General features: G+C 56.6%; 29 protein-coding genes and 1 tRNA gene. 13 read left to right on the top strand and 17 right to left on the bottom strand.

The window, feature by feature from the left end:
* The first annotated feature begins 82 nt into the window (after positions 1-82).
* The 5 genes from eno (at position 83) to KI611_RS12275 (ending at position 3076) form a co-directional block, all read left to right on the top strand.
* On the top strand, positions 83-1366 hold the full coding sequence (gene eno / locus KI611_RS12295) for a phosphopyruvate hydratase (RefSeq protein WP_226415688.1): 1284 nt from the start codon (positions 83-85) through the stop codon (positions 1364-1366).
* A gap of 5 nt (positions 1367-1371) precedes the next feature.
* Positions 1372-1656 (top strand): cell division protein FtsB, encoded by a 285-nt coding sequence (gene ftsB, locus KI611_RS12290; RefSeq protein WP_226415685.1) that lies wholly within the window; start codon positions 1372-1374, stop codon positions 1654-1656.
* An 89-nt stretch (positions 1657-1745) separates the two neighbouring features.
* Positions 1746-2216 (top strand): peroxiredoxin, encoded by a 471-nt coding sequence (locus KI611_RS12285; protein ID WP_226419905.1) that lies wholly within the window; start codon positions 1746-1748, stop codon positions 2214-2216.
* 2 nt (positions 2217-2218) lie between these two features.
* Positions 2219-2713, top strand: coding sequence for an FKBP-type peptidyl-prolyl cis-trans isomerase (locus tag KI611_RS12280; RefSeq protein WP_413463949.1), 495 nt, complete (start codon positions 2219-2221; stop codon positions 2711-2713).
* A gap of 192 nt (positions 2714-2905) precedes the next feature.
* Positions 2906-3076 carry a hypothetical protein gene (locus KI611_RS12275; RefSeq protein ID WP_226415669.1) on the top strand — a complete coding sequence of 57 codons (171 nt, stop codon included), beginning with the start codon at positions 2906-2908 and terminating at the stop codon, positions 3074-3076.
* Positions 3077-3080: 4 nt separating this feature from the next.
* Here KI611_RS12275 and KI611_RS12270 read toward each other — a convergent pair whose 3' ends face one another.
* The 5 genes from KI611_RS12270 to menD all read right to left on the bottom strand — a co-directional run bounded on the left by KI611_RS12270 (position 3081) and on the right by menD (position 9343).
* Positions 3081-3764 carry a hypothetical protein gene (locus KI611_RS12270; RefSeq protein WP_226415667.1) on the bottom strand — a complete coding sequence of 228 codons (684 nt, stop codon included), beginning with the start codon at positions 3762-3764 and terminating at the stop codon, positions 3081-3083.
* Positions 3761-4084 carry a thioredoxin family protein gene (locus KI611_RS12265; protein ID WP_226415665.1) on the bottom strand — a complete coding sequence of 108 codons (324 nt, stop codon included), beginning with the start codon at positions 4082-4084 and terminating at the stop codon, positions 3761-3763. The genes KI611_RS12270 and KI611_RS12265 overlap by 4 nt, the downstream gene beginning before the upstream one ends.
* A 10-nt stretch (positions 4085-4094) precedes the next feature.
* Entirely contained in the window at positions 4095-5015 is a 921-nt protein-coding gene (locus KI611_RS12260; RefSeq protein ID WP_226415663.1) for a metallophosphoesterase, read from the bottom strand.
* The gene (gene mutS / locus KI611_RS12255) at positions 5012-7579 is read right to left on the bottom strand and encodes a DNA mismatch repair protein MutS (protein ID WP_226419904.1); all 2568 of its coding nucleotides are present in this window, start codon (positions 7577-7579) and stop codon (positions 5012-5014) included. The genes KI611_RS12260 and mutS overlap by 4 nt, the downstream gene beginning before the upstream one ends.
* Positions 7580-7729: 150 nt before the next feature.
* Entirely contained in the window at positions 7730-9343 is a 1614-nt protein-coding gene (gene menD / locus KI611_RS12250) for a 2-succinyl-5-enolpyruvyl-6-hydroxy-3-cyclohexene-1-carboxylic-acid synthase (RefSeq protein WP_226415649.1), read from the bottom strand.
* A gap of 121 nt (positions 9344-9464) precedes the next feature.
* Here menD and KI611_RS12245 point away from each other — a divergent pair.
* The 4 genes from KI611_RS12245 to KI611_RS12230 all read left to right on the top strand — a co-directional run bounded on the left by KI611_RS12245 (position 9465) and on the right by KI611_RS12230 (position 11525).
* A tRNA-Asp gene (locus KI611_RS12245) sits at positions 9465-9541 on the top strand.
* 366 nt (positions 9542-9907) lie between these two features.
* The gene (locus KI611_RS12240; protein ID WP_226415636.1) at positions 9908-10489 is read left to right on the top strand and encodes a PIN domain-containing protein; all 582 of its coding nucleotides are present in this window, start codon (positions 9908-9910) and stop codon (positions 10487-10489) included.
* A gap of 100 nt (positions 10490-10589) precedes the next feature.
* Complete coding sequence (locus tag KI611_RS12235; protein ID WP_226415633.1) at positions 10590-10979, top strand: TIR domain-containing protein; 390 nt, start codon at positions 10590-10592, stop codon at positions 10977-10979.
* Positions 10980-11525, top strand: coding sequence for a hypothetical protein (locus KI611_RS12230; RefSeq protein ID WP_226415631.1), 546 nt, complete (start codon positions 10980-10982; stop codon positions 11523-11525). It begins immediately after the preceding gene.
* Positions 11526-11547: 22 nt separating this feature from the next.
* Here KI611_RS12230 and KI611_RS12225 read toward each other — a convergent pair whose 3' ends face one another.
* From KI611_RS12225 to KI611_RS12180, 10 genes are all read right to left on the bottom strand, one after another.
* A complete protein-coding gene (locus tag KI611_RS12225; RefSeq protein ID WP_226415629.1) occupies positions 11548-11877 on the bottom strand; it encodes a hypothetical protein in 330 nt (109 codons plus the stop codon).
* Positions 11878-12003: 126 nt separating this feature from the next.
* Complete coding sequence (locus KI611_RS12220) at positions 12004-12999, bottom strand: hypothetical protein (RefSeq protein ID WP_226415627.1); 996 nt, start codon at positions 12997-12999, stop codon at positions 12004-12006.
* 35 nt (positions 13000-13034) lie between these two features.
* Positions 13035-13475, bottom strand: coding sequence for a hypothetical protein (locus tag KI611_RS12215; RefSeq protein WP_226415625.1), 441 nt, complete (start codon positions 13473-13475; stop codon positions 13035-13037).
* Positions 13476-13501: 26 nt separating this feature from the next.
* Positions 13502-13708 carry a hypothetical protein gene (locus KI611_RS12210; RefSeq protein WP_226415623.1) on the bottom strand — a complete coding sequence of 69 codons (207 nt, stop codon included), beginning with the start codon at positions 13706-13708 and terminating at the stop codon, positions 13502-13504.
* Positions 13709-13713: 5 nt separating this feature from the next.
* Positions 13714-14385, bottom strand: a complete 672-nt coding sequence (locus KI611_RS12205; protein ID WP_226415621.1) for a hypothetical protein — start codon at positions 14383-14385, stop codon at positions 13714-13716.
* A gap of 416 nt (positions 14386-14801) precedes the next feature.
* Complete coding sequence (locus KI611_RS12200; RefSeq protein WP_226415619.1) at positions 14802-15182, bottom strand: DUF1376 domain-containing protein; 381 nt, start codon at positions 15180-15182, stop codon at positions 14802-14804.
* Complete coding sequence (locus KI611_RS12195; RefSeq protein WP_226415617.1) at positions 15179-15394, bottom strand: hypothetical protein; 216 nt, start codon at positions 15392-15394, stop codon at positions 15179-15181. The genes KI611_RS12200 and KI611_RS12195 overlap by 4 nt, the downstream gene beginning before the upstream one ends.
* A gap of 168 nt (positions 15395-15562) precedes the next feature.
* The gene (locus KI611_RS12190; protein ID WP_226415615.1) at positions 15563-15850 is read right to left on the bottom strand and encodes a hypothetical protein; all 288 of its coding nucleotides are present in this window, start codon (positions 15848-15850) and stop codon (positions 15563-15565) included.
* The gene (locus KI611_RS12185) at positions 15843-16232 is read right to left on the bottom strand and encodes a hypothetical protein (RefSeq protein WP_226415613.1); all 390 of its coding nucleotides are present in this window, start codon (positions 16230-16232) and stop codon (positions 15843-15845) included. The genes KI611_RS12190 and KI611_RS12185 overlap by 8 nt, the downstream gene beginning before the upstream one ends.
* A 107-nt stretch (positions 16233-16339) precedes the next feature.
* A complete protein-coding gene (locus KI611_RS12180; protein ID WP_226415611.1) occupies positions 16340-17002 on the bottom strand; it encodes a recombinase family protein in 663 nt (220 codons plus the stop codon).
* A 624-nt stretch (positions 17003-17626) separates the two neighbouring features.
* Between KI611_RS12180 and KI611_RS12175 the strand changes: the two genes are divergently transcribed.
* A complete protein-coding gene (locus tag KI611_RS12175) occupies positions 17627-18547 on the top strand; it encodes a Bpu10I family restriction endonuclease (RefSeq protein ID WP_226415609.1) in 921 nt (306 codons plus the stop codon).
* Positions 18547-20256 carry a DNA cytosine methyltransferase gene (locus KI611_RS12170; protein WP_226415606.1) on the top strand — a complete coding sequence of 570 codons (1710 nt, stop codon included), beginning with the start codon at positions 18547-18549 and terminating at the stop codon, positions 20254-20256. The genes KI611_RS12175 and KI611_RS12170 overlap by 1 nt, the downstream gene beginning before the upstream one ends.
* 62 nt (positions 20257-20318) lie before the next feature.
* Here the strand turns inward: KI611_RS12170 and KI611_RS12165 are convergent, their stop codons facing one another.
* Positions 20319-20516 (bottom strand): hypothetical protein, encoded by a 198-nt coding sequence (locus KI611_RS12165; RefSeq protein ID WP_226415604.1) that lies wholly within the window; start codon positions 20514-20516, stop codon positions 20319-20321.
* On the bottom strand, positions 20509-21822 hold the full coding sequence (locus KI611_RS12160; protein ID WP_226415602.1) for a tyrosine-type recombinase/integrase: 1314 nt from the start codon (positions 21820-21822) through the stop codon (positions 20509-20511). Before KI611_RS12160 ends, KI611_RS12165 begins: the two co-directional genes overlap by 8 nt.
* Before the next feature lie 324 nt (positions 21823-22146).
* Here KI611_RS12160 and KI611_RS12155 point away from each other — a divergent pair, with 324 nt between their 5' ends.
* Together KI611_RS12155 and KI611_RS12150 are read left to right on the top strand one after the other, a co-directional pair.
* A complete protein-coding gene (locus KI611_RS12155) occupies positions 22147-23439 on the top strand; it encodes an HD domain-containing phosphohydrolase (protein WP_226415599.1) in 1293 nt (430 codons plus the stop codon).
* On the top strand, positions 23436-23990 hold the full coding sequence (locus tag KI611_RS12150; protein WP_226415597.1) for a response regulator: 555 nt from the start codon (positions 23436-23438) through the stop codon (positions 23988-23990). The genes KI611_RS12155 and KI611_RS12150 overlap by 4 nt, the downstream gene beginning before the upstream one ends.
* Positions 23991-23997: the final 7 nt, after the last annotated feature.

The raw sequence follows: 23997 nt of genomic DNA, 5'->3' as shown, positions 1-23997 counted from the left end.
GGAAACGAATGGGACATTCATTTCCGGCGTCGGTGATCTAATTTAAGTAGTTCTTTCAATTTATCGTTAATAAGGAAGAAATATGAGCTCAATTGTTGACGTCGTGGCACGCGAGATTCTCGATTCCCGCGGCAATCCCACCGTTGAAGCCGATGTGTTGCTGGAAAGTGGCGTCATGGGCCGGGCGGCTGTGCCGTCGGGCGCTTCGACCGGTTCCCGCGAAGCCATCGAACTGCGCGATGGCGATGCCAGCCGTTACCTCGGCAAAGGCGTGATGCAGGCCGTTGAGAACATCAACACGGAAATCTCCGAAGCCATCATCGGTCTCGATGCCCAGGAGCAGGCTTTCATCGATCAGACGATGATCGACCTCGACGGAACCGACAACAAGTCCCGCCTTGGCGCCAATGCCATCCTCGCCGTCTCGATGGCCGTTGCCAAGGCCGCTGCCGAAGAGTCCGGCCTGCCGCTCTACCGCTATTTCGGCGGCATGAGCCCGATGCAGATGCCGGTGCCGATGATGAACATCATCAATGGCGGCGAGCACGCCAACAATAGCCTGGATATCCAGGAATTCATGATCATGCCGGTCGGCGCGGTCAATTTCCGCGAAGCCCTGCGTTGTGGCGCCGAAATTTTCCATTCGCTGAAGAAGTTGCTCGACAAGAAAGGTCATTCGACCGCCGTCGGCGACGAAGGCGGCTTTGCCCCGAATCTGGGTAGCCACGCCGAAGCGCTGCAGATCATCATGCAAGCCATCGAGGCCGCCGGTTACGTGCCGGGTCAGGATGTGCTGCTGGCGCTGGATTGTGCCGCTTCCGAATTCTACAAGGATGGCAAGTACCACCTGGCCGGTGAGGGCCTGCAACTGACCTCCGCCCAGTTCACCGACTATCTGGCCAATCTGGCCGACCAGTTCCCGATCGTTTCGATCGAAGACGGCATGTCGGAAGCCGACTGGGATGGCTGGAAGCTGCTCACCGATCGTCTGGGCAAGACCGTGCAGATCGTTGGCGACGACGTGTTCGTTACCAACACCAAGATCTTCAAGGAAGGCATCAAGCAGGGTATCGGCAATTCCATCCTGATCAAGATCAACCAGATCGGCACCTTGTCCGAAACCTTTGCCGCCGTCGAGATGGCCAAGCGCGCCGGTTACACCGCAGTGATCTCGCATCGTTCCGGCGAAACCGAAGACAGCACCATCGCCGACATCGCCGTCGGCCTGAACGCCGGTCAGATCAAGACCGGTTCGCTGTCGCGTTCCGACCGTATCGCCAAGTACAACCAGCTGCTGCGCATTGAGGAAGATCTCGGCGATACCTCTTCCTACCCGGGCCGCGAAACCTTCTACAACCTGCGTTAAGGTTTATGCGCTGGCTGACGGTCGGCCTCCTTGCAGCCATTGGCCTGCTCCAGTACCCCCTCTGGGTGGGTAAGGGCGGCTGGCTGAAGGTTTGGGAGTACGACCGTCAATTGCAGCAACAGAAGGAAGTAACCAAGAAGCTGGAAATCAGGAATGCCGGTCTCGATGCCGAAGTTCGCGACCTGAAGCAAGGTTACGAGGCGATCGAAGAGCGTGCCCGTTTCGAATTGGGCATGGTCAAGCAGGATGAAACCTTCGTTCAAATCCCGGAAAAAGTTCCTGGAAAATAAGTGAAATAAAGGCGTCGACCGCAGTAGGCGGCTCCGCTAGAATCGTTCGCAGCAGTCCCTCACGCAGAGCGCTTCAGGAGAACAACATGCTGCTCAAGGTTGGCGAGCGAGCCCCGACGTTTTTGTTGCCCGATGCCGATATGGAGACTATCGATCTGGCGAACTTTCAGGGACAAAAGCACATCGTGCTTTTCTTTTACGCGAAGGATGGGACCCCCTGTTGCACCAAGGAGGCGACCGATTTTTCGGATCACGAAGGGGACTTCCATAAACAGGATTGCCTCCTGTTCGGCATCAGCCGTGACGATTGCCTGAAGCACGCGGAGTTTCGCGACAAGGAAGGCATCGGACTCGAACTGCTGTCGGACACTGAGGGTGTCGTCTGCAAGCAGTACGGCGTCTGGCAGGCCAGAGAGGTGGATGGCCACAAAAAATACGGCGTCGTCCGTTCCACCTTCATCATCGATCGCACGGGTATCATTCGCCATGCGCTCTACAACGTCAATTACAAGGGCCACGCACTGGAAGTGCTGCGCCTCGTCAAGGAACTGAATTCATGAACATGCTGGTTGCCAAAGGTAACGTCATCAATCTCGAATACCACGTCACCGATCCGGATGGCGAAGTCGTCGACGAAGGCCGTGAGCCGCTCATCTATCTGCATGGCGGCTACGAAGATATTTTCCCGAAAATCGAAGAGGCGCTGCACGGCAAGAAGATCGGCGAATCGGTGCAGGTCAAGCTGCAGCCGGACGAAGCCTTTGGCGACTACGATGCCGAACTGGTGCAGATCGAGCCGCGCAAGGACTTTCCCAAGGAACTGCAGGTCGGCATGCAGTTCGAAGGCGGCCCGGAAGAAGGCAGCGAGGACGATTTCGTCATCTATCGCGTTACCGATATTGCCGACGACAAGGTTGTGCTTGACGGCAACCACCCGCTGGCCGGCATGGCCCTGATCTTCACCTGCACCGTGACGTCGATTCGTCCGGCCAGTGCCGAAGAGCTCGAACACGGTCACGTCCATAATCCAGACGACGACGAGGAAACCTGCCACTAAACCTGGAATGCACCCGCCCAGACGGGAATCCAGCGTTTTGTCCAATGCCCGTTTTGACGGGCATTGGCATTTCTGGAGCGACTTTTATCGAATACTGTACATACATACAGTATTCGGATAATCTACGCCTGACCGTACGCCAAACAGAGTGCGTGCCGATTCATCAACCGATGGCTGTCAGGAGTATTCGCTATGAAACGATTTCAGAAATGGTTTGAGCAGATTGCCGGCGTATCTCAGGACGAGATTGAGCGTCTGGCGCGCGCCCGTGAAATTTTTGCGCCGGGCGGCATCGATGTGTCCAGTTTGAAGAAGCCGGCTTGCTGGCGCCGCAAGGCTCGTGTTCAGAGCCGCGGCGCCTGAAGGCTCAGTACCGCGCGTCGATCATCCGCATGGAAATCGTGTAGGTGTGGGCAATCTGTGCATCGCAATAGCGATGTTCGGTGCCGACCGGGCAACTGACGCGGGCCAGACAGGTCGCACGGCAGGCGGAGGCCGGCTGTTTCCGGTAGGCGATGCATTTGTTCAGGTCGAACGCATCACCTGACAGGGCACCGGCCGGGCAACTGGCAAGGCATGGCTGGTCCGGACATTGTGTGCAGGGCGACGCCGTGGTTTGCCGGATGCTCGGCGCAAAATCCGTGTCGCTCAGCACGACGACGCGGTAAGCGTACCAGCTGCCCCAGGTTTCGTTGATGCCGACCATGAAGGGCGAAGCATGGTGCCAGCCGGCCAGCTTTCCCAGCGCCTGCAGGCCAAGCGAATCCCTGGCCGGGTAGATGATGGTATGGCGATGCGCCGCCAACCACTGGCGCACCATCGCGCTACTGAAATCGTCGATCGGATTTTCCGATGTAATGCCCGAGTCCTTGAGCGCGGCCCACAAGCGCTTTCCGCCATGGCCGATCAGGATCAGTTGGCGATAGCGGCTTTCCGGATCGAAGCGCTGGCGGATTTCGCCAGCCAGTTCGGCCGGTAGATCAGCGATGTTGAAAATCGCTTGCAGGTTCAGGCCGGCGGCGTTGAGCGACGTGAAATCGGCTTGCGTCATGGCGCGGCGATGGCGGCGATGGCGTCGGCAATGCTTGCTGCGTCGCCGGGCCGGACAAGGCGGCTGATTTCCTGGCCGTGGTTGATGAAAACCAGGGTCGGCCAGAGTTTGATGCGGAATGATCGACCTAGTCGCAGGCCCGGGCCATCCTGAATCTTCAGGTGCTTGATCGGCGAATCGACAGGAAAGGCGGCTTCGATAAGGGCCTGGGCGGCCTGGCAATGGCCGCACCAGGGGGCGCCGAACTCGATCAGGATGGGGCCGGTCAGGGCGTCTATTTCGGCGCGGCTTGGTTCTGTTTCGGCGTAGGTTCTGTTCATCGGCATGGCCTCAGTTGCCCTTGTCTGGCCAGGCATGGGGTTCGAAACGGAAGAGCGACGCGGCGGCGGTATCGATGGTGCCCTGCGTCCAGCCCATCAGCGGGTAGCCGAAAGTCTCGACCCGGGTAAAGTTGCCGAGCCGCTTGCCTTGACGGTCGCGTAGCGGCTGGTCGATGCGGCTGGCATGGGTGTCGCCGTGCACGACGACGACCTGGCCGGGGAAATTCAGCGTTTCGGCTTGCAGCTGTTCGAGAAACTCCCGGTAGCCGCGGTGGGCGATGCCTTGCGCAAAGTGCTTGAAGCCCGGATTGGCCTGGAAGAGCAGGACGATGCCGGCCAGTTTTTCACGCCGGGCCAGGGCGAAGTTTTCGCTCAGCCAGGCCAGCACGACGGGGTTGCGTGCCCGGTATTCGGCACGCGCCTGGTCGGTCTCGCCGAAGTTGTTGTTGCCGCCCGGCAGGTTGAGAGTGACGAACAAGACCGGGCCGAGCCGGAAGCGGGCGTGCTCCGGATAGCCGCCGGCTTGACGGTCTTGGGGCAGCTTTTTCTGGCCCAGCGAAAAGCGGTCTTGCCAGAACAGGCTGCGCAGCTTGCCGAGTCTTTCGAGCGGCGCATAGCCGCCATTCGACAGGCGCTCGCAATCGGTCCATTCGTTGTCGCCCGGGACGAAGACGAAAGGTACGCTGCTGGAGTTGAACAGCCCGTGGCGATCGGCGAACAGGCTGTCGTCGCAACGCTCCTGGCCATTTTTGATGTCGCCGATATGGGCGATGAAATCGACCTGGCTGGCGGCGATGCTCGCCAGCATGTGCGGAAGTTCGCGGCGCTCGTTAGCCGAATAGGGTACATCGCCGATCAGCCCGAAATGCCAGGTTTCACCGCTGGCCAGCGTTGCCCAGCCGAGCAGGAGGGCGGCCAGCCAGCGGTTCATTGGAGTAGACCCTTCAGCGCATACAGGGCATCGAGCGCCTCGCGCGGCGTCAGGCTGTCCGGGTCGAGCGTCGCCAGCTGTTCAAGGGCCGGATGCGGCTCCGCTTCGGCCGGTTCCTGTTCGCCCTGGGTGAACAGATCGGGTTGCAGCGGATCCACCGCGGCGCGCTGCTCGAATTCCCGCAATTGCTTGCGGGCGGCGCGTACCACGGCACCTGGAATGCCGGCCAGGGCGGCGACCTGGATACCGTAGCTCTGGTTGGCCGGGCCTTCCTCGACGGCATGCAGGAAGACGATGCGGTCGTTGTGCTCGACCGCATCGAGATGGACGTTGGCCAGTTCCGAATATTCGTGCGACAGCCGGGTCAGTTCAAAGTAGTGGGTGGCGAACAGTGTCAGGCAGCGGTTCTTGTCGATCAGGTGACGGAGGATCGAAAAAGCCAGGGCCATGCCGTCGAAGGTCGAGGTGCCGCGGCCGATTTCGTCCATCAGCACCAGGCTGTTCGGCGTCGCGTGGTGGAGGATGGCGGCGGCCTCGGTCATTTCGACCATGAAGGTCGACCGGCCGGAGGCGAGGTCGTCGGAGGCGCCGATGCGGGTGAAGATGCGGTCGAGCGGACCGAGTACCACCCGGTCGGCCGGCACGTAGCAGCCGATGTGGGCGAGCAGGGCGATCAACGCGGTTTGCCGCATGTAGGTCGATTTACCGCCCATGTTCGGGCCGGTGATCAACAGCAGACGGCGGTTTTCGGCGAGCAGGCAGTCATTGGCGATGAAGGTTTCGGCCCCGTTGGACATTTCCCCTTCGACCACCGGATGACGGCCGCCGGCGATGGCCAGCCCGATTTCCGCGGCGAACTCTGGCTTGCTCCAGTTGCGCTTCAGCGCCGTGTCGGCGAAGCCGGCCAGCAGGTCGAGCTGGGCGACGGCGCGGGCGATCGTCTGCAAGGTCGGAACGGCCGGCAGCAACTCGTCGAGGATCGCCTCGTAAAGCAGTTTTTCGCGGGTCAGCGAGCGTTCCTGGGCGGACAACGCCTTGTCCTCGAAGGCCTTCAATTCCGGGGTGAGGTAGCGCTCGGCATTCTTCAGCGTCTGGCGCCGGCGGTAATCGTCGGGAATCTTGGCGGTGTGGGCGTGCGTCACCTCGATATAGAAACCATGCACCTTGTTGAATTCGACCTTGAGGCTGGCGATGCCGGTGCGCTCGCGCTCGCGCACCTCCATGTCGACCAGGTAGGCGCCGCAGTTGTCGTTCAGCGAGCGCAGTTCGTCGAGCTCGCCATCGTAACCGGGGGCGATGGCCCCGCCGTCGCGGATCTGGGCCGACGGTTCGGCGGCGATCGAACGGATCAGCAGGTCGAGCGTCGCCGCCGGCGTTGCCAGATCAAGTTCCAGTTGGCCGAGCAGCGGTGCGGTGTTGCCGGCCAGTGGGGCGCGCAGACCAGCCAGTCCGGCCAGCGATTCGCGGAGGCTGGCCAGGTCGCGCGGCCGGGCGTTACGCAGGGCAATGCGGCCGGCAATGCGTTCGATATCGGCCATCCCTTTCAATTCGCGGCGCACGTCGCCGGCCATCCGGCCGTAATCTTCGAGCAGCGCCTCGACCGCGCCGTGGCGGGCGGCCGGAATGGCGCGCTCGCGCAGCGGGTGGTGCAGCGTGTGGCGGAGCAGGCGCGAGCCCATGCTGGTCACGCAGTTGTCGAGCAGCGAGAACAGCGTCGGCGACGGCTGGCCGCGCAGGGTTTCGGTCAATTCAAGATTGCGCCGGGTGGCCAGGTCGAGGCCGAGGTAGGCGCCTTCCAGTTCGACGGTCAAGGCCCGCAAATGCGGCAAACTACCCGATTGCGTTGCCTGGGCGTACTGCAGCAGGGCGCCCGCCGCGGCGACAGCCGGGCGCAGACCTTCGGCCCCGAAGCCGGAGAGCGAGGCGACCTTGAACTGCTCGCAGAGCAAGCGCTTGGCCGAATCGAATTCGAAATACCAGTCCGGTTGGCGGGTCCGCGCCATATCCAGCGGGAAGTCCGGTTGCCAGGATTCCGGATAAAGGATTTCGGCCGGCCGGATGCGCTCCAGCGTGGCGGAAATCTGCTCGCTCGGCACCTCGGTCAAAATGAATTCGCCGCTGGCCAGATTCAGGCGGGCCAGGCCGGCCGTGTTGCGGGTGGTGGTCAGCGCCAGTAACCAGATGTCCTGCTTGTCGTCGATCAACGCCGCGTCGGTTAGTGTGCCAGGCGTGACGATGCGCGCCACGGCCCGCTCGACCGGCCCCTTGCTGGTCGCCGGATCGCCGATCTGTTCGCAGATCACCACCGATTCGCCGAGCTTGACCAGGCGCGCCAGATACGGCTCCAGCGAATGGAAGGGAATGCCGCACATCTTGATCGGCACCCCGGCCGACTGGCCACGCGTCGTCAGCGTGATGTCGAGCAGACGTGCGGCCTTCTCGGCATCCTCATAGAACAGCTCGTAGAAATCGCCCATCCGGTAGAACAGCAAGGTGCTCGGATGGTTCGCTTTGAGCGCCAGGTACTGGCGCATCATTGGCGTGTGTTTTTCGAGGCCGGGCATCGTGCCGGCAGCGGGTGCGGGAGATTCTTTTTTCAAGGTGTGTCTGGCTTTTCTGAGGGCAGCGATGTCGCTCAAAAACGAGGGCGATGGTCGGGGCCGCCATTCTCCTACATCCGGTCAAAACCTGAAATCGACACCGGGTTTTGAGTCTTACTCGAGAACCAGTTCAACCAGCCACGGACCACCGGTTTGGAAAGCATGGTCCAGCGCTGCGGCGAAGGTCGGGGTGCTGCCGGCGTTGGCGTAGCCCAGCCCGAAAGTCCGTGCGGCGTGCTCGAAGCTGATCTGCTGCGGCGTGCGCCAGCCGTGCTCGAATTCCGGCAATTGGGCCTGTGGCAGCGCTGCGAAAATGCCGCCGCCCCCGTTGTTGACCACCACGATGACGACATCGCGCCCCTGGGCCATGGCCAGTCCGCCAAGATCGTGCTGACAGGTGAGATCGCCGAGCAATGCCGCGACCCGGCCATGCACAGCGGCGATTCCGATGGCGCTCGAGATGTTGCCGTCGATGCCGCTGGCGCCCCGGTTGGCGAAAAACTGACGAGGCCGGTCGCTGCTGCCTGAGTGGCTGTCGAGTTGGCGGATGGCCAGCGAATTGCCAACGAAGAGCGGCGTGCCCTCCGGCAGGGCGTCAAGCAGGGCGGCGATATGTGCCGCCGCCTCGCCATCGATCACTGCACCATCCCTCGTGGCGAAGGCACTCATCCAGCCGGCCGGGGTCGGTGCCGGTGCGCAAGCGAGCAGGGCTTGGCAGGCGGCGAGCGGATCGGCGCGCAGCAGGTGAGTCAGTTTGTCGGACGGATCCGTCCACCGCGGCCAGGGCTCGATCTGCACCAGGGCAAGCGCAGCGCCGGCCAGGCAGTTCTGCAGCTGGCGACCGACCGGCCAGGCTCCGAAGTGCAGGACCCACTCGGGCCGATGGGCATCGACGAATTCGCGATCATTCAGCCAATGGTTGTAACGAACGCAGAGTCGCTCCCGGTCGTGTGGCCCGAAGCGCAGATTCGACAGCGGTTCGGCGAGAACCGGGCAATCCAGGCGCGCGGCGAGGGCCGTCACAGCCTGGGCAAAGCCCGCAGCAGCGGGCTGCTCGCTGCAGACGATCAGGCCGGGGCGGCCGGAAATGAGTTCGGCGATCTCGTCGATGGCGGCCAGGTCCGGCTGCAGCGTCGGCGGCGCCACGCGGATTCTCGCCGGCAAGTTGCTGGTCACCGTCGCACCGGTCGGCACCAGCGGCTCACGAAACGGCTGGTTGATATGGACCGGCCCAGGGTGCGGCCAGCTTGCCTGCTCGACAATGCGGGCCGTCAGCCGGTGCAGATAGGCCGGTGCGAAGCCGGCCTCGGGCGTCCCCAGGGCATGGCAGGCCCGGACATGCGTTCCGAACAGGCGGATCTGATCCACCGTCTGGTTGGCGCCGCAGTCCTGCAGTTCCGGCGGGCGATCGGCCGATAGCAGGATCAGTGGCACGCCGGCCTGGCTGGCCTCGATCACTGCCGGCAGCCAGTTGGCCGGCGCCGTGCCGGAGGTGGCGAGGAGCAGCACCGGGCGCTGGCTGGCCTTGGCGATGCCGAGGGCGAAAAATCCGGCACTGCGTTCGTCGATCACCATCTCGCAACGCAATCCGGGCTGGCGCAACATCGCCAGTGCGAGCGGCGTCGAGCGCGAGCCGGGCGAAATGACGGCATCGGCAACGCCGGCCGCGACAAAGCCGGCGACCATGGTTTGCGACCAGTGAAAATTCAGCGATCCGGTGTCGATCATTTTTGGGTGTGTGGACGGGGAGTCGCGAATTGTAGTCGCTATAAAGCTGGCGGCCCCGCGGGAGCGTGCTATTATCCGCCCCGTTCGAAGTTGCCCGGCCTGTTCAGCGGCAACCCAACGCGGAGTGGTAGTTCAGTTGGTTAGAATACCGGCCTGTCACGCCGGGGGTCGCGGGTTCGAGTCCCGTCCACTCCGCCAACAATTTTAGACGCCTGATTTCTGAATCCAATCAATGGGTTACGAGATCGGGCGTTTTTCATTTACCACACGCCTTTACCACACGTTTTGGCGGTGGATTTTCCTCGAAATTATTTTCGAGAAGCTTCGTGACTCGCCCCCACTTCCTTTGTGCGAAGTATCACCATCTCATGCACCGCTTAGATGGATTGAGGCATGAAGAATAGTCGAGCCTCCGTTGTCCCAAAGCCTCACTCTGCCGTGCAACTTAGTCCAATGCATGTAGCGCACAGCACACCGCTGTCATCGTCCTCGTATTATCATTGAGTAAAAAATGCTGGGGTACTTAAGTAGCGGTCAGGGTTTAACTTCCACGTCGAGGTGAGATTGGGTCATAAATTATTGCTTGTGGATTTTGAGAATGTTCAACAAGTCGACTTGACTCGTCTTGAAGATAATTTTCATGTCGTAATTTTTGTTGGTTCCGGCCAAAAGAGCGTGCCTATCGATCTTGTGGCAAGCGCTCAAAAGCTGGGTAGTCGAGTTGAATGGCAGCGTGTCGAGGGGAATGGAAGTAACGCCCTCGATTTTTACATTGCCTGCCAACTTGGGCGCGTGATTGAAAAGTCGCCGGCCCTTCACTGCATAGTCCTATCCAAAGACAAAGGGTTTGATCCCTTGCTTCGGCACCTGAATAAGCAGGGGTTAAAGTGCAAACGCATAAATAGCTTACTTGAGCTTGAGCCAAAGTCCGCCACTAGCGAAGAACCCAACTACAAACGCGTGTTTGAACTACTGAGTAAATCGGAAAAAAAGTCGCGACCACGCAAGCGTGCAACCTTGTCGCAGCACATCTCATCTATGTTCCAGAAGAACATTGCCCAAAGCGACATTGACAGAATTATTGACATTTTATTTGCCAACAAGATGATCTCAGAAAGCAACAACACGATCACTTATGAGTTTTGAATTCCCGAGACGCTAGCCAACCAAGGCTATGCAGAGTGTACTTTTTCGGCAATTTTGAGCTTTTTCAATTCGTATAAAATCAACATTTAGGGGAAGGTGCATGGCTAATAAGCGCGTATTCATTAGCTTCGACTACGACAATGATGAGGGGCAAAAGCATCTGCTAGTAGGTCAATCAAAGCTTGCCGACTCCCCTTTCGATCTTGCTGACTGGTCTTCAAAGGAGCATCTTTCTGGCGACTGGAAAGCAAAAATCAAAGCCAAGCTTGCATACGTAGACATCGTTTGTGTCCTCTGCGGTCGTAACATGGCATCTGCAACAGGTGTTGCCCATGAACTCGCGATGGCAAAGGAGCTGGGCAAAGACTATTTCCTTCTTGCCGCTTACTCTGAGGGAAACATGACCAAACCAACTACAGCCTCTTCGACAGACAAAATTTATAAGTGGACTTGGCCGAATCTGAAATTGCTAATTGGTGGTGGTCGATAAATGTCAGACCCGGAAGTTGATAAGAGCGGTCTCTTTAACGAGATCAGTGATGGGCAGGTCTACCCTCACAACGAAAAGTGGTACTCCCACCTTCTTGATCAATACAAACTTTACGTGGAGATGGCAGACCGGATTAGCAGTCGCCGGGTGTCCGCGAACTCCTATTTTCTTAGCGTCAACTCCGCCATCCTTGCTTTTGTTGGCTACCTCTCAGCCAAGGAAACCGGTGAATACATGTGGATGCTGGCACTAGGGGGCATTGCGCTGTCCGTGCTTTGGGAGGCGCTAATAACATCCTATCGAAATCTGAATACCGCTAAGTTTGCAGTGATTCATAAAATCGAGAAAAGATTACCGATCAGTCCCTATGAAGCCGAGTGGGATGCAATGGATCGCGGCAAGAATCCGAAACTGTATCGCCCGATTAGTCACATTGAACAAGGGGTTCCTTATGTTTTCATGGGACTCCATGCCATCGTCTTTATCAAAACATTCCCCTGGCACTGGATTACTTTTGATTTGCCCACATGGCTTGGGTGTAAGTAATCAGTAGAACAACGAGGCTCCATTACGGCTTGACCCGCCCCGTTGCCACAGCATCCAGATAGCCGGTCAGGTGTTCTTCCATCGCACTCAGGCGGTCAGCACTCGGGTTGATCTGGAACATTGCCAATGCTTCCTCAAGTTGGCGGCGATACCATGCGGAAAAGGTCTTGGCATTCCGCAGAGGCTCGGGGAGGCGCTTACAAATGGTCAGGCCATCGGCAACAGCCTTCTGATACTCGCTCAGTGCCATCAGCATTGCTGCTCTAGCTTCCTTGCTGGGGCAGTTCTGGAATTGGGACAGGTGCCCACTCATACGGCCATACCAGTAGTAGGCATTTTGTTTGTCTTGCATTGCTTTCCTTGGCGGCCACAGGGGGCCGGTAAATGATTGGGTAAGGGGTTCGTTAACCCAGACGTACGAAAGCCCCGCTAGGGCCTCGGGGAGACCGTTACGGGGCTTTCTGTGGGTGCTTTCTGCTTAGATCAGACCAGCCCGAGCAGCAGCTTCCGGGGTCATCCAATTGCCATTCAGGTTGAACACGGTATTTCCAGCCGTGTCCTGACGAACATTGAAACCACCACGCTTCAGGGCCTCCACAGTCGGGGGCACTTCGCGGAAGTAGGAATCAACCAGCGACCGAAGAGGCGCGGTGTTCCGGGTGAAGGCCAGCTGACGACGAGCATCAGCAAACTTTTCACCCTGTTCAGTCTTCGCCCACTCCCAGACCTCTGCCGGGGTCTCGATACCTTGGGCCTTGGCGATCTGATCAGCTTGCATGGTGAATGCCTGAACGACGAACTCAGCACGTTGCTGGGCTTCTGCTGGGGACATACCAGACAGAGCGGCAATCTCGTTGATGTTGATCGACTCCAGACCACCTTCCAATACCCGGGCAATCGACTGGTCGTAAATCGCCTGTGGCACCGGATCAATGGCATTGGCAAAAGCTGACTCAACTTCTGCCGGGAAAGCCTCAAGACCATCCGGGCTGTTCTGTTGCTGGGCTTGCGGCTGTTGCTGTGGCTGGTTGCCAGCTTGTTGATTACTGGCCGGGGTGGCTGTCTCGTAACCGGTGGCGGTGCGCTTCACTTCCCCCAGAGCCTCCAAGGTCGCCAGATCAACTTCCATGCCTTGGAAGGTCACGACGCTGGACGGCTGAAGATTGCCACGGGCCGGAATGCCACTGTTTCGAGCGGTGCCGAGGAAATCACTGTGGCCTCCAACGAGATCAGCAGTGTTGAAGGTGGAGACAGCCGGGGCCGAATGGGTTTGACCGCTCATCGTGGTCGTCACACCACCCAGACCAGATTGAACGCTGGCACCCCGGGGGGCATCCATCAGTTGGCCTTGATTGGCAGCTGGTGACACGTTGTATTCGACCACACCACCCGGGCGGGACATGCTTGAACCACTTCGGTTGCCTTGCGGATCACCGGAGAACTGGAAGGTTTGGACGTTTTCGTAATCGGACATGATTTACTTTCTTGGATTGAATTGTTGGGGGTTGGTTATTCGCGCATGAACGACAGGGCGAGGCTGGCAGCAGTCTGGGCAGACATGGCAGATGCCAAGGTCAGCTGGGCCTTCACATAGCGCATGGATGGGAGACCGGTCAGAGCTACTTCTGCCGCACTGGTGTTGGTGCTTGCGATGCCACCGACAGAACCACCGTTGAACAGCGGGGCCGAATACCAAAGGGTGCCATTCGGTGAGACCAGAATTTTCAAGGTGTCAGCTGCCGGGGTATTGACCAGTTTCTGAGCTACCAGACGGTCACACTTGGGGGAGACCACATTCAGATCGAACACCGGGGATTCGATGACATCAGCCACAGCAGCGGCACTGAAAAGAGCTTTCAAATCCCATGAGTAAAACGGGACGATGTCAGCACCGGGGCCGGTGATTGCTAGTGCGGAGGATTGGGCGGGAGTAATGGTCAAAGTTGCCATGATTTATTTCCTTGGAATGATTTGGATTAGAGGGTGTGTTGCTTGATCAGCTGCTTTGCCATGCCAACGGGGATGCCCCATTGATTGGCGACAGCATTGGGAATGGCATGAATGCCGCCCGTCCTGATCTCCTGAACAATTCGCTTGATGTCCGATGGGTGGAGAACTTCAGAGGGGCGGTCAGCACGGTGCTTGATGCGTTGTTGGCTGGTTCTGGTTTGGTCAATGCTCATGGTGGTTACTCAAAGGGGATAGATAGGGAGGTTCTGAAGTCCTTGGCTTTCTCTGCCTTGGCCTCCAGCGACTTCACGACGTTGATCAGGAACAGCGCGAGGGTTTGCCGGATACGTTCTCCGACTCCTCGAAGCTCCAAAGCCGTGGGGTACTTGGTGGATTTGGTCTTGGTGATGCCGTACTTGGCCTTCTCGAAGGTGGCGAGTCGGGCAACATTCCGGGCCAGTGCGTAGGTCAGACGGTTGTCATCAGGAAGGCTCTGGGGGAAACGCTGGGCATAGACCCAGACAGCGGCAACTTCAGCGAGGATGTCGAGGGCTGAGATGTCCCGGCCCTGAATCCGCTTCACATGGATACGACCAAAAATGTAGTTACCAGCCGGGGCTTCCCCGTTGGAGGCGACCTCAATCCAGTCATCAATCCAGCGGAGGACTGAGACCAACCCGGGGTGATCTTTGTGGCCTTGGAACATCTCAAGAACTTCATTGAGTTCCTTCTGGTATTCCGCCCGGGGGATGGTGTGGCCTTGCGGGTGGCCGTAACGAATCGACTTGATTGAATGGGCATTGCAGTACTGATTCACTCCCAGACGGTTACGGGTGCAACCGGGGATGGAACAAAGCTCTTTCGATAGACGTGCGTTGGCCTCCTTAAACTTGCGTAAGGATCGGGGCATTACTTTGCTTTCTTAATGGTTGATGGGTATTGGTTGCCTGAGTGCCTCGATAGAGGTTCAGACGGTGTCAGGCGGGATGCTCTGACGGGGAGTGGCGGGGTGCCATGGATTTAGTGAAAGCCCAATACACCCGACGGCAGGGAGATGGACGAGAACAGGAATAAATCACCCCATACCGGACTCTGACGATGTCAAGGATTACCCGACGGCCTTCAGATTCACTGTATGGGGCTGATAAGGAATAGACATCACCAATAGTCGCCACCAATAAGGATGGTCTCTATCTGGTTTGGTCTATTTGTTTGTTTCCTTTCTCTCTTTCTCTTTAGCATTACACCGGCAGTGCCACTGGTATGCACCGGCATTGCACCGGGAGTGCAGTGGCTATGCAGCGGCATAACACCGGCATCGCTAGATCAAAAATCCTCGTCGTAGGATGCTGCTTGCGGTGACTTCGCCGGAGATTTGTTGAATCGGCTACGTGCCTTGTCTGACTGCATCTGACTATGTGCCATGTTCTCGGCCAGCTGCTGATCCAATCCCGCATGATTGCCAGCGGGGAAGAACTCGGCGAGTAATTCCTGAAGCACCGTTTCATCCTCGGGAGTGGCAATCATCAGCTTTCGCTTCAATTGCAGCGGGTCGCTGGGTAGCTGATTGCCGGATGTCCAATAGAGAATCATTAGGCGGGTGTAAATGCCGACATGGCAATGGGACAGGCCCACAATGTCATTCAGCAAAACCCCAGCATCCGTCTTGTACCAAGGATACCGGTCAGACTTCCTGCGGACGGTCACTGACTCGCCCCCGAGGCATCAAGGGGGAAGCGTTCCCGGTGTTCTGTCAGGATCAGTGACAGCGCCTGAGAGTTCGTCACGATGGTGCCAAGCTGCTTTTCATAGGCGGTACGACAAGCCCGGAAATGCTCGAAGTCTTCCGTCCTGATTGAGAATTGGCGGATGACTGTTGCATCAGGAACATCAGCCAGTATTTCAGATTGTGTTTTCATGGATTTGGTTGCTTTGGTTGTTGTCCGAGAGGTTGAATAGGACCCGCCCTAGTTCTCAGACAGGGATCAGGACGGGTCATGCTGGGTTGGTATTGGTGAAGCTGGCGAGTGCCTTGGATGGCTTCGCTGTGGCCTTGCCGGGGAGTCTCCCGAGGCCGGTTCGCCGGGTTAATTCAGCGAGTCATTGCCGGGGAATGTCGGGAGGAAAGGAACACCCAGCCCGGACAATTCATCAAGGGACTTGGCAACATCCTTGGCTGCCCCCAGACTCTTGGTCACGTTGTTGTCACGGAGGAAGGCGCGAATCTCAGCGATCATGGAAGCACGGCGCTTGTCTGCCGGTGTGTCGAGCAAATAATCCATGAGGGCCTTACACAGAACCCGGTGGAGGTCTTCCAATTGTTCCCGGGTGGCCTTCTTTGGGGCTTCTGCCTTCTCGGTGGTCTGATTACTCATGGTTTGTCACCGGGGCAGCAGGGAGGCCGGGAAGGACTATTCCGAAGGCGTGATGAATTGCTTTCGCATTCCTTATCTTGCGGCGTTCAGCCAATACCTTGGAGAAGGGACGGCCATCAAAACGGGGCGAAGTTGTCCAGGGGGATTTATCTCCGTCGGTGTGGGCCTTCAATCGCATCAATTCAAGGCTGATCTTTTCATCGCTCTTCATGGTTTTCTCAACTTGCTCAAGATAGACCACCAATGCGCGGCGGATGATGACCGAATTAGAAGGACTCTCTCCGTGGGCAGAGAAGAAGGACTTCAGCCAGCGGAAACGATCAAGTCCCAGCGGGTCAATTCGGAATTCAACGCTGGGGATTTTGTTGTTAGTGGTTCGCATAGTTCATGGGTGTTCCTGTAGGAATGACAACGGGGGCACTAACGCCCCCGCTGATCGAAAAAAGGTGTGTAATGGAATCGAGTAGGCTCTATTCCTAGAGGTGCCACTTATGCCAGACGCTGGATAACCCTCTGCAATTGCATCCTTGACCACTGACCGCCTCTCGGGGTGGTGATGCCCAATTCATTCAGATTCTCGACCTGCTGAACTTGGGTGAGGCCAGCCACTTTGAAGCCTTCGAGGATAGACCGCAGCTTCTCGGCAAATGCTGTGGCTTGCTCCTTGCGCTCATCGAGGTTCCGCTTGAGGTTGGCGGGGCCAGCACTCCCCAGCTTCGTCCCACGGGCCTTGGAAGCGGCCAGAGCAGCCTTGGTGCGTTCGCTGATTCGCTTGGCTTCATGTTCAGCAAATGCCGCCATGATGTGAATGGTCAGGTCGTTGGCCTCTGGGATGTCGATAGCGACAAACTTGACCTTGGATTCCATCAGGCCGGACACGAAATGGACATTACGGGCCAGCCGGTCAAGTTTGGCGATCAACAGCTTTGCCTTGGCTTTCTTGCATTGGGCCAGTGCTGCTTTCAGCTGGGGGCGTTTGTCGAGTGCATCCGATCCCTTGCCGGTCTCAACCTCGATGTACTCCCCGACGAGTTCCCAAGAGCCACCATTGAGGTACTGGCGAACAGCTTCCTGCTGCGCCTCAAGTCCAAGGCCAGACTGTCCCTGCTTGGCTGTCGAGACTCGGTAATAAGCGATGAATTTGCCTTGCATGGCTGGCCTCATGGTTCAGTGCAACATCAAAAGACGAAGGTTTAATGTGTTGCATTGTAGTCGATTAGCATCCGAAAGTGGAGACCCTTCCACCAGCGCAAGCCTTACGGCAAACCCGTTACATAAAGGGGAAATACTGGCTACTGTGGCGACACTTCAACTCACCACGGACTCTCAGCATGTACTCAATCAAGATCGGCAGCTTCTCGGTAGCTCTGGAACTCCACAAGGACGGCACCTTCATCAAGGCAGGGAAGCGTGAGTGGTGGTGGAGCCGGTAAGCCCAGCCAGCCGGAAGCCTACGGGGTCGCCTTACGCGGCCCTTTTTGTTGCCTGCGGGGGCGGGTCAGGTTGCCAGCGGAGAGGCTTCGAGGGGGGGGGCTACGGGGGGTTCTGGGGCCGTCCGGTATCGAGAGGAGGTCTCAGAAATTTTCAAAAAAAGATAAGCAAGAGTGGATTGTTACGCCCTTACTCTCTGTTGTGCAGTCAATCGGGTATCTATTTTACAATGGCGTCTGACACCGTTACGTTGCGCCGCCACAGGCCTTGAGATCATCCAAACAGTGGATGACAAATGCTTCATCTGTATGGCCAAGCACACAAAAAATAAGGACACTCGATAGCATGATTAAGGGACCAACTCCGCATGGCGGAATACTTTCGGCATTAGCTAGAAATCCTAAGCTTCCCCCACAAGACCATGCAAAAGTTGAAGAAACGTTGGAGAGGTATGCGGCTTGGAAGGACGGCCTAAGCAAGCTGAAATCAAGTGGTGCTGAATTTCTTAAAGACATGGTCGAAGCAACCAATCAGTACAAAAAGTGGGTGGACTTTGATCTTGTATTTAAATCAAAGAATGATTTTCTGTACCGACAAGCAGGGCAGCTCAAGTTAAACAGCACTATCCTCGAAGAGTTTTTGCCCCATTTAGTAGACGAACGAATTGTGCCCGGAATAAGGAACATTGAAAACATTACTGTCGGGCCACAATCCTGTTACGCCGGTATGTTTATTGGCCCCGTACATGCCCCGATTGACGAGGGTGGAATTTACATAAAAACAAAAAATCAAGATTTCACAGTTGGTAGGAAGCTATTCCTGAAAGCCTGCTCTAAAGGTGACTTCGACGCGTGTCTAGACATGAGTTTCAACGTTGCCTATTTTGTTTCAGAGTTAAAAACGAATTTAGATAAGACGATGTTCCAAGAAGCAGCAGCAACAGCACGCGAGCTAAAGGGGTCTGTTGGCGATGCAGTTTATGTTCTGTTGTGCGAATGGCTGGACATGCCTCCGATCGACACCCGAGTGACAGAGATTGACGAAGTAATCATTCTTCGGAAGGCCAAGCGGCTTGGCTCAGGTGTCAGAGCAAATTTCTCTGAAGCTTCAAGTCGAGCAGCGTATGCAGCGACCTATGAGAAACATCTTGATGACAACCCACTGAGCTTGGACGCATTCGTACGACTTGTAGACAAACTAAACAGTTCTTTCCCTGAACAGGTATCACTTTCGGAATCAGAAGTTCTCAAACGTGGTTACTTCTGATGGCAAAGTTTCTCGATTTATTTGCAGGATGCGGTGGGTTTTCTGTAGGTTTAAAAAAGGCTGGTCTTTCCTCTGTTGGTGAGGTTGAGCTAGATGCGTGGGCCGCAGATAGCCTTCGCTCGAATTTCCCGGAAAGCCGAATTTTGGAAGGGGATGTAAGGGAATTTGATGACGAAGTTATTCGCTCGTTTATTGGCGTCGATGTAATTGTGGGGGGGCCTCCCTGCCAAGGTTTCTCCGTAGCTGGAGCGAGCCAATTTGGTATAGACGACCCAAGGAATGAGCTTCCACATTGGTTTCTTCATTGGGTGAGCATTCTTTGCCCAAAAATCGCCATTATCGAAAACGTACCGAACATCTTAACCAAATCAGATGGGACGACCAGCGTTTTAGAGGTGATCAAAGGTGAGTTTGAAAGGCTTGGGTACTTAGTTGTATACAAGGTTTTGAACGCTGCAGATTATGGAACACCTCAACAAAGACGTAGGGCTTTCATAGTCGCAACGGCTCCGGGCGTTTATTTTCAATTTCCTGAGCCTACCCATGTTGTAAATACCAATTCAAACCATGATCTCTTTGGCAATCTGCATCCCTACGTAACAGTCGGCGAGGCCTTGTCAGACTTACCTCCAATTGAGGCAGGCGAGGGAACTGACGATCAAATTCCGTACGCAACATCCCCCATGAACGATTACCAAAAGGAAATGCGCAAAGGTAGTGATGGTGTAAAAAACCACATTGCCATGAGACATACTAGCCGTCTTATAGAACGCTTCAAGGTAATCGGACCGGGACAGTCTCTTAAAGATGTTCCATCAGAACATGGGCAGATTGCAAAAATAACCGGGGATGCCGTTAAAAAACCTTTCAAGTCTAATAACTACCGTTTAGACCCTAGCAAGCCCTCCTTGGCTATTCCTGCATCGTTTCAATCATTATTCCTGCATCCAAAATTACACCGTAATCTGACGGCCCGAGAAGCTGCGCGAATCATGGGTTTCCCAGATAACTATGAGTTTAAGGGTAGACGAACAACAATGAGTTGGGAGAAGAATCTCTCTCAGTACAATCAAATAGGTAATGCTGTTTGCCCTCCGGTTGCCACGGCACTAGGACGCTCAATACTTCACGCTTTGGAGAACGCAACGTCATCACTGCCTTCAGGCTCAGTCGCATCAGTTGCTGGCCCTAGAGCAACGACACTAACAAGGTCTGCTCCACTCCCTCGCATCACTTCATTAGTTGATACGGAAATCGAGTCCGAACTCACAAGTTTAGGAACCAAAATTTTAGGTGGGGACAACACGACCTTTAGCCGCCAGGGATTTTCTGTGCCCAATGCGACTCTTCCTGCTGCATTAATTTTTGCCGCAAGCAAAGCCTGTCCAGTTTGCTCTTCAGAGAAAGCCCCTTTTGGTGTGCATGCTGGAGAAATTCCATTTCTAATCAGCAAAGAAAATCTTCACAGCCTTCAAGAGAATGGCCAAGACCATGGCCTTGACTACCATCTGCGTGCGCTATTCAACATTCCGCATCAAGTTGGTCACTTGGTCGGCGAACAGTTGGCGGAACTCGGTCTTGTTGAACTTGTAACAGTTGTGAATCAACGAACAGGGCGTCGAGTTCGTGGAATGAGGTTGAGGAAGGTTGATGTTATTCCTGCTTCATTGTCGGAAGCGCTCCTTGGTAAGATCGCCTTGTCCAGCTGAGAATGATGGATGCATTTGAAGTTGCAGGACCATCCTTTGTTTACAGCTTGTGATGACCCTCGTCAGCTTTTGGTTGTTTCTTGAGCTTCTGGTGAAAAAAGATAGGGGAATCCGCTCTGGTGTTCGAGGCGTTCTATCCTCTTGTAGGCCATGCCGGCACTTTTAGCCCACTCCTTGGCATCCTCTTCGCTGAAGAATGGGCCAATCAGGGGACCGTCTGTGACCAAAATGTAGGTGTGACAAATGGGAACATCACTCATGGCCTTGCTCCTTCTCGTTGAATGGGTATTGGAGTCGTTCGACGGCTTCCCGCTTGACCGCCATGCTTGCACCGCCTGAATACAGGCCATAGGTAATCCGGGGCTTCTCATGGCCGACGATGTCAGCAGCGAGGTTTTCACTGACATCAGAGTTTTCCAGCTGGGTAATCACTGTGGCCCGGAAGCTGTGGAAGGTGTGGCTAGCGTCAAACCCTAGCGACTCTTTCAGCCGTCCGAATCGCTTGCCGATTGCGTTAGAGCGATCACCAAACTTGTTGAAGGTCAGGCCAGAGAGCAAGTAACCATCTGTGGAGGCATCCTTCAGGGACTTTACGAGTGCCTTCAGTTCGCTATGGATTGGCACTTCTCGAATCCCTGCTGCTGTTTTCGATTCCCCAATGTAGAAAGCATCTTTCTTGATGCTGGAAACCTTCAGGGAACACAGTTCTTCAATTCGTGCCCCGGTGTAAGCACCCAGCTTGATCAGTGCGGCCAACTCAAGGTCAGGTGAAGGTCTCGCACCCCAGCCAGCCTCTGCAGACTTGTAGAGCCTGACAACCTCTTTGGGTTCATACGGGAGGTTGGCAACCTTGCCACGCTTCTTGGCCTTGGTCTCGGCGGTCTTGGTGAGGTCGAGAACACCTTTGAACGGTGTCAGTTCGACGGGCACGACATCATGCGACTGAAGGTATTTCCAGTAGTTACGAGCAGAACACAGGATTCTGTCGAGGGTAGCCACAGACTTCCCCTGTGAGCGGAGATCATCAAGCCACTTCTTGACCGAGCTTTTGCTGATTTCCTCAAGGGAGGTGAAACGAGCGATCAGCAGGGGAAGGTCTTTCTCCATTTGATCCTTCGTCTTCGGGGTGGCTTGCAGCTGCGCCTTCCATTCCGTTTCATAGGCACCTGTGGTGGTGAGCTTGCCGGTAATGACTCCGTGGAAAGTGTCAGCGACTGCCGCCCCCTTGGTCTTCGCTAGGGTCTCTGTGCGCTCTCGGAGCAAATCGTGAAGCTCAAGGGCACCAGTGCCAAACTCGTCACCACGTTCTTCATCGACGCTGGTCTGTCGAAGCAGGTGCTTTTTCCACCGGTTGGCCTCTTCGGTGAGTGCGTTGGTTGCACCTCTGGCCTCCCTGATTTCGGCCTTCCATTTGGCTAGCAAAGGGGCGGCGAGTATCATCGCTTCTGCTTTGTCAGGCGTACCAAGGGACTGAACGAAGCGGAGCTTGTCGAGCTTGCCCCGGACATCTTCAGGGATGGTCAGGAGTGCATACCAGAGGTTTCGTCTTCGTTCGATGTAGGCCATGATGAATGAGTGTGGTTTGTTTGCTTAGAAAAACCGAATTTACCACACACATTTACCACACACCACCCCTTGATAAGCCACGAAGTACCGTGCTTTAAGGCTTTTTTCTGGTGAAGGGTTCGAGTCCCGTCCACTCCGCCAAGTATTTAAAGTGCCAGTTTCATCAATCGGTTGATCGGTTGCTGAAACTGGCATTTTTCGTTTACCCGGCCGCTTTGTCGTGCGCCGATGGTCTCCCGATGTGCCCGAAACTCTGGGCTGGAAGGACGCTTTCGAGGTATTCTGAGCCAAGGCAGCTCATGCCACTTGATAGGGTGATTCTGAATGGGCGATAACGATAATCTGACACTGCTGTTCGTTGATGACGAACCGAGCATCCTTTCTGCCTTGCGCCGTCTGTTCCGGCCGCATGGTTATCGGATCATGATGGCCGAGAGCGGTGCGGCCGGCCTGGAAATCCTCGAACGCGAGGTGGTCGATCTGGTGATTTCCGACATGCGCATGCCGGAAATGGACGGAGCGACTTTTCTGAAGCATGTCCGTCAACGCTGGCCGGAGGTGATGCGCATCCTGCTCACCGGCTATGCCGACATCACCTCAACGGTCGCGGCGATCAACGAAGGCGAGATCTACCGCTATATCTCCAAACCCTGGGACGACAACGAAATCGTGCTCGTTGTCCGGGAAGCGCTCGAGCGTCGGCGTCTGGAAGAGGAGAACCGTCGGCTCAGCGCCTTGACCCTGCGTCAGAACGAGGAGCTCAAGGAACTCAATGCCGGCTTGGAGCAGAAGGTCAGCGAGCGAACCGCCGAGGTTCGGGCGGCGCTCAACGAACTGAAGAAAACCTTTATTACCACCGTCCAGGTTTTTTCCGGCATGGTCGAATTGCGGGCCGGACCGGTGGGCGCCCAACTGGCCGGGCACGGCCGGCGTGTCGCCGATCATGCCCGCAGTCTGGCCAAGCGTCTTGATCTTAGCGATGCCGAGGTGCAGACGGTGATGCTGGCCGGCCTGCTGCACGATATCGGCAAGATCGGCCTGCCCGATGGCTTGCTCGACAAACCCTACAACAACCTGTCGGCGGATCATCGTGCCCTGGTCATGAAGCATCCGGTGGTCGGCCAGAACATCCTGATGTCGGTCGAGAAGCTGCGCGATTGTGCGCTGCTCGTCCGCCATCACCACGAGCTCTACGATGGCAGCGGCTTTCCCGACCGTCTATCCGCCATGGCCATTCCGCTCGGCAGCCGCATTCTGGCCGTGGCCAACGACTATGATGCGCTACAGATCGGTACGCTGGTCCAGCGGCCGCTCCGGGCCGACGAAGCGCTGACTTTCCTGATCGACAATCGCGGCAAGCGTTACGATCCGCAGGTCGTCGATTGCTTTGCCCAGTTGCTGGCCGAGACCGGCAAGAAGGCGGTTACCGAGTTGCCGATCCGCTGCCTGCAGTTGCGGCCGGGTTCGGTGCTGTCGCGCGATCTGAATCATCGCGACGGTTATTTGTTGCTGTCGCGCGGCAGCGTGCTGACCAAGGAAATCATCAGTCAACTGGTCAAGCTGGAATCGACCGAACAGCAGCCGTACACGCTCTACATCAAGCAGGAGGAAGTATGAGCCGAGTCATGCTCGTCGATGACGAGGAAGGCATTCTCAAGGCCTTGAAACGCCTGCTGCGGGTTGCTCCCTGTACGCTGGGCAACAAGTCCTTCAGTCTCGAGATCGAGAGCTTTTCCTCGCCGGTACAGGCGCTGGAACGGGCCAGGCATGAGCCATTCGATCTCTTCATCAGCGATTTTCGGATGCCGGAAATGGATGGCATTGAGTTCCTCAAGGCCGTCAAGGAAGTGCAACCCGATGCGGCCCGCCTGATTCTCTCCGGCTATGCCGATCTCAATGCCCTGGTCCGGGCGGTCAATGAAGTCGGTATTGATCGGTTTATCGGCAAGCCCTGGAACGATTACGAGCTGCTGTCGGCGATCGCCCAGTCGCTGGCCCATCGCGACCTGATGCTGGAGAACCGGCAACTGGCCAATCTGGTTCGCATGGAAATGGGCGAGAAAACGCCTGAAGCAATCGAAGCCGAGCGTCTTGAAGCGATGGAGCCGGGCATCACCCAGGTCAACTGGGGGCCGGACGGCTCGGTGTTGCTCGATCCGGATCGCTGATCCCGCC

Source organism: Dechloromonas denitrificans (assembly GCF_020510685.1).
GTDB lineage: Bacteria > Pseudomonadota > Gammaproteobacteria > Burkholderiales > Rhodocyclaceae > Azonexus > Azonexus denitrificans_A.
Note: the sequence above shows the minus strand (reverse complement) of the source record. Positions and strands in the feature narration are given on the sequence as shown.

Coding starts and splice junctions, on each gene's coding strand:
- eno (WP_226415688.1), top strand. CDS start 83: ATGAGCTCAATTGTTGACGTCGTGGCACGCGAGATTCTCGATTCCCGC.
- ftsB (WP_226415685.1), top strand. CDS start 1,372: ATGCGCTGGCTGACGGTCGGCCTCCTTGCAGCCATTGGCCTGCTCCAG.
- KI611_RS12280 (WP_413463949.1), top strand. CDS start 2,219: ATGCTGGTTGCCAAAGGTAACGTCATCAATCTCGAATACCACGTCACC.
- KI611_RS12275 (WP_226415669.1), top strand. CDS start 2,906: ATGAAACGATTTCAGAAATGGTTTGAGCAGATTGCCGGCGTATCTCAG.
- KI611_RS12270 (WP_226415667.1), bottom strand. CDS start 3,764: ATGACGCAAGCCGATTTCACGTCGCTCAACGCCGCCGGCCTGAACCTG.
- KI611_RS12265 (WP_226415665.1), bottom strand. CDS start 4,084: ATGAACAGAACCTACGCCGAAACAGAACCAAGCCGCGCCGAAATAGAC.
- KI611_RS12260 (WP_226415663.1), bottom strand. CDS start 5,015: ATGAACCGCTGGCTGGCCGCCCTCCTGCTCGGCTGGGCAACGCTGGCC.
- mutS (WP_226419904.1), bottom strand. CDS start 7,579: ATGCCCGGCCTCGAAAAACACACGCCAATGATGCGCCAGTACCTGGCG.
- menD (WP_226415649.1), bottom strand. CDS start 9,343: ATGATCGACACCGGATCGCTGAATTTTCACTGGTCGCAAACCATGGTC.
- KI611_RS12235 (WP_226415633.1), top strand. CDS start 10,590: ATGGCTAATAAGCGCGTATTCATTAGCTTCGACTACGACAATGATGAG.
- KI611_RS12230 (WP_226415631.1), top strand. CDS start 10,980: ATGTCAGACCCGGAAGTTGATAAGAGCGGTCTCTTTAACGAGATCAGT.
- KI611_RS12225 (WP_226415629.1), bottom strand. CDS start 11,877: ATGCAAGACAAACAAAATGCCTACTACTGGTATGGCCGTATGAGTGGG.
- KI611_RS12220 (WP_226415627.1), bottom strand. CDS start 12,999: ATGTCCGATTACGAAAACGTCCAAACCTTCCAGTTCTCCGGTGATCCG.
- KI611_RS12215 (WP_226415625.1), bottom strand. CDS start 13,475: ATGGCAACTTTGACCATTACTCCCGCCCAATCCTCCGCACTAGCAATC.
- KI611_RS12210 (WP_226415623.1), bottom strand. CDS start 13,708: ATGAGCATTGACCAAACCAGAACCAGCCAACAACGCATCAAGCACCGT.
- KI611_RS12205 (WP_226415621.1), bottom strand. CDS start 14,385: ATGCCCCGATCCTTACGCAAGTTTAAGGAGGCCAACGCACGTCTATCG.
- KI611_RS12195 (WP_226415617.1), bottom strand. CDS start 15,394: ATGAAAACACAATCTGAAATACTGGCTGATGTTCCTGATGCAACAGTC.
- KI611_RS12190 (WP_226415615.1), bottom strand. CDS start 15,850: ATGAGTAATCAGACCACCGAGAAGGCAGAAGCCCCAAAGAAGGCCACC.
- KI611_RS12185 (WP_226415613.1), bottom strand. CDS start 16,232: ATGCGAACCACTAACAACAAAATCCCCAGCGTTGAATTCCGAATTGAC.
- KI611_RS12180 (WP_226415611.1), bottom strand. CDS start 17,002: ATGCAAGGCAAATTCATCGCTTATTACCGAGTCTCGACAGCCAAGCAG.
- KI611_RS12175 (WP_226415609.1), top strand. CDS start 17,627: ATGATTAAGGGACCAACTCCGCATGGCGGAATACTTTCGGCATTAGCT.
- KI611_RS12170 (WP_226415606.1), top strand. CDS start 18,547: ATGGCAAAGTTTCTCGATTTATTTGCAGGATGCGGTGGGTTTTCTGTA.
- KI611_RS12165 (WP_226415604.1), bottom strand. CDS start 20,516: ATGAGTGATGTTCCCATTTGTCACACCTACATTTTGGTCACAGACGGT.
- KI611_RS12160 (WP_226415602.1), bottom strand. CDS start 21,822: ATGGCCTACATCGAACGAAGACGAAACCTCTGGTATGCACTCCTGACC.
- KI611_RS12155 (WP_226415599.1), top strand. CDS start 22,147: ATGGGCGATAACGATAATCTGACACTGCTGTTCGTTGATGACGAACCG.
- KI611_RS12150 (WP_226415597.1), top strand. CDS start 23,436: ATGAGCCGAGTCATGCTCGTCGATGACGAGGAAGGCATTCTCAAGGCC.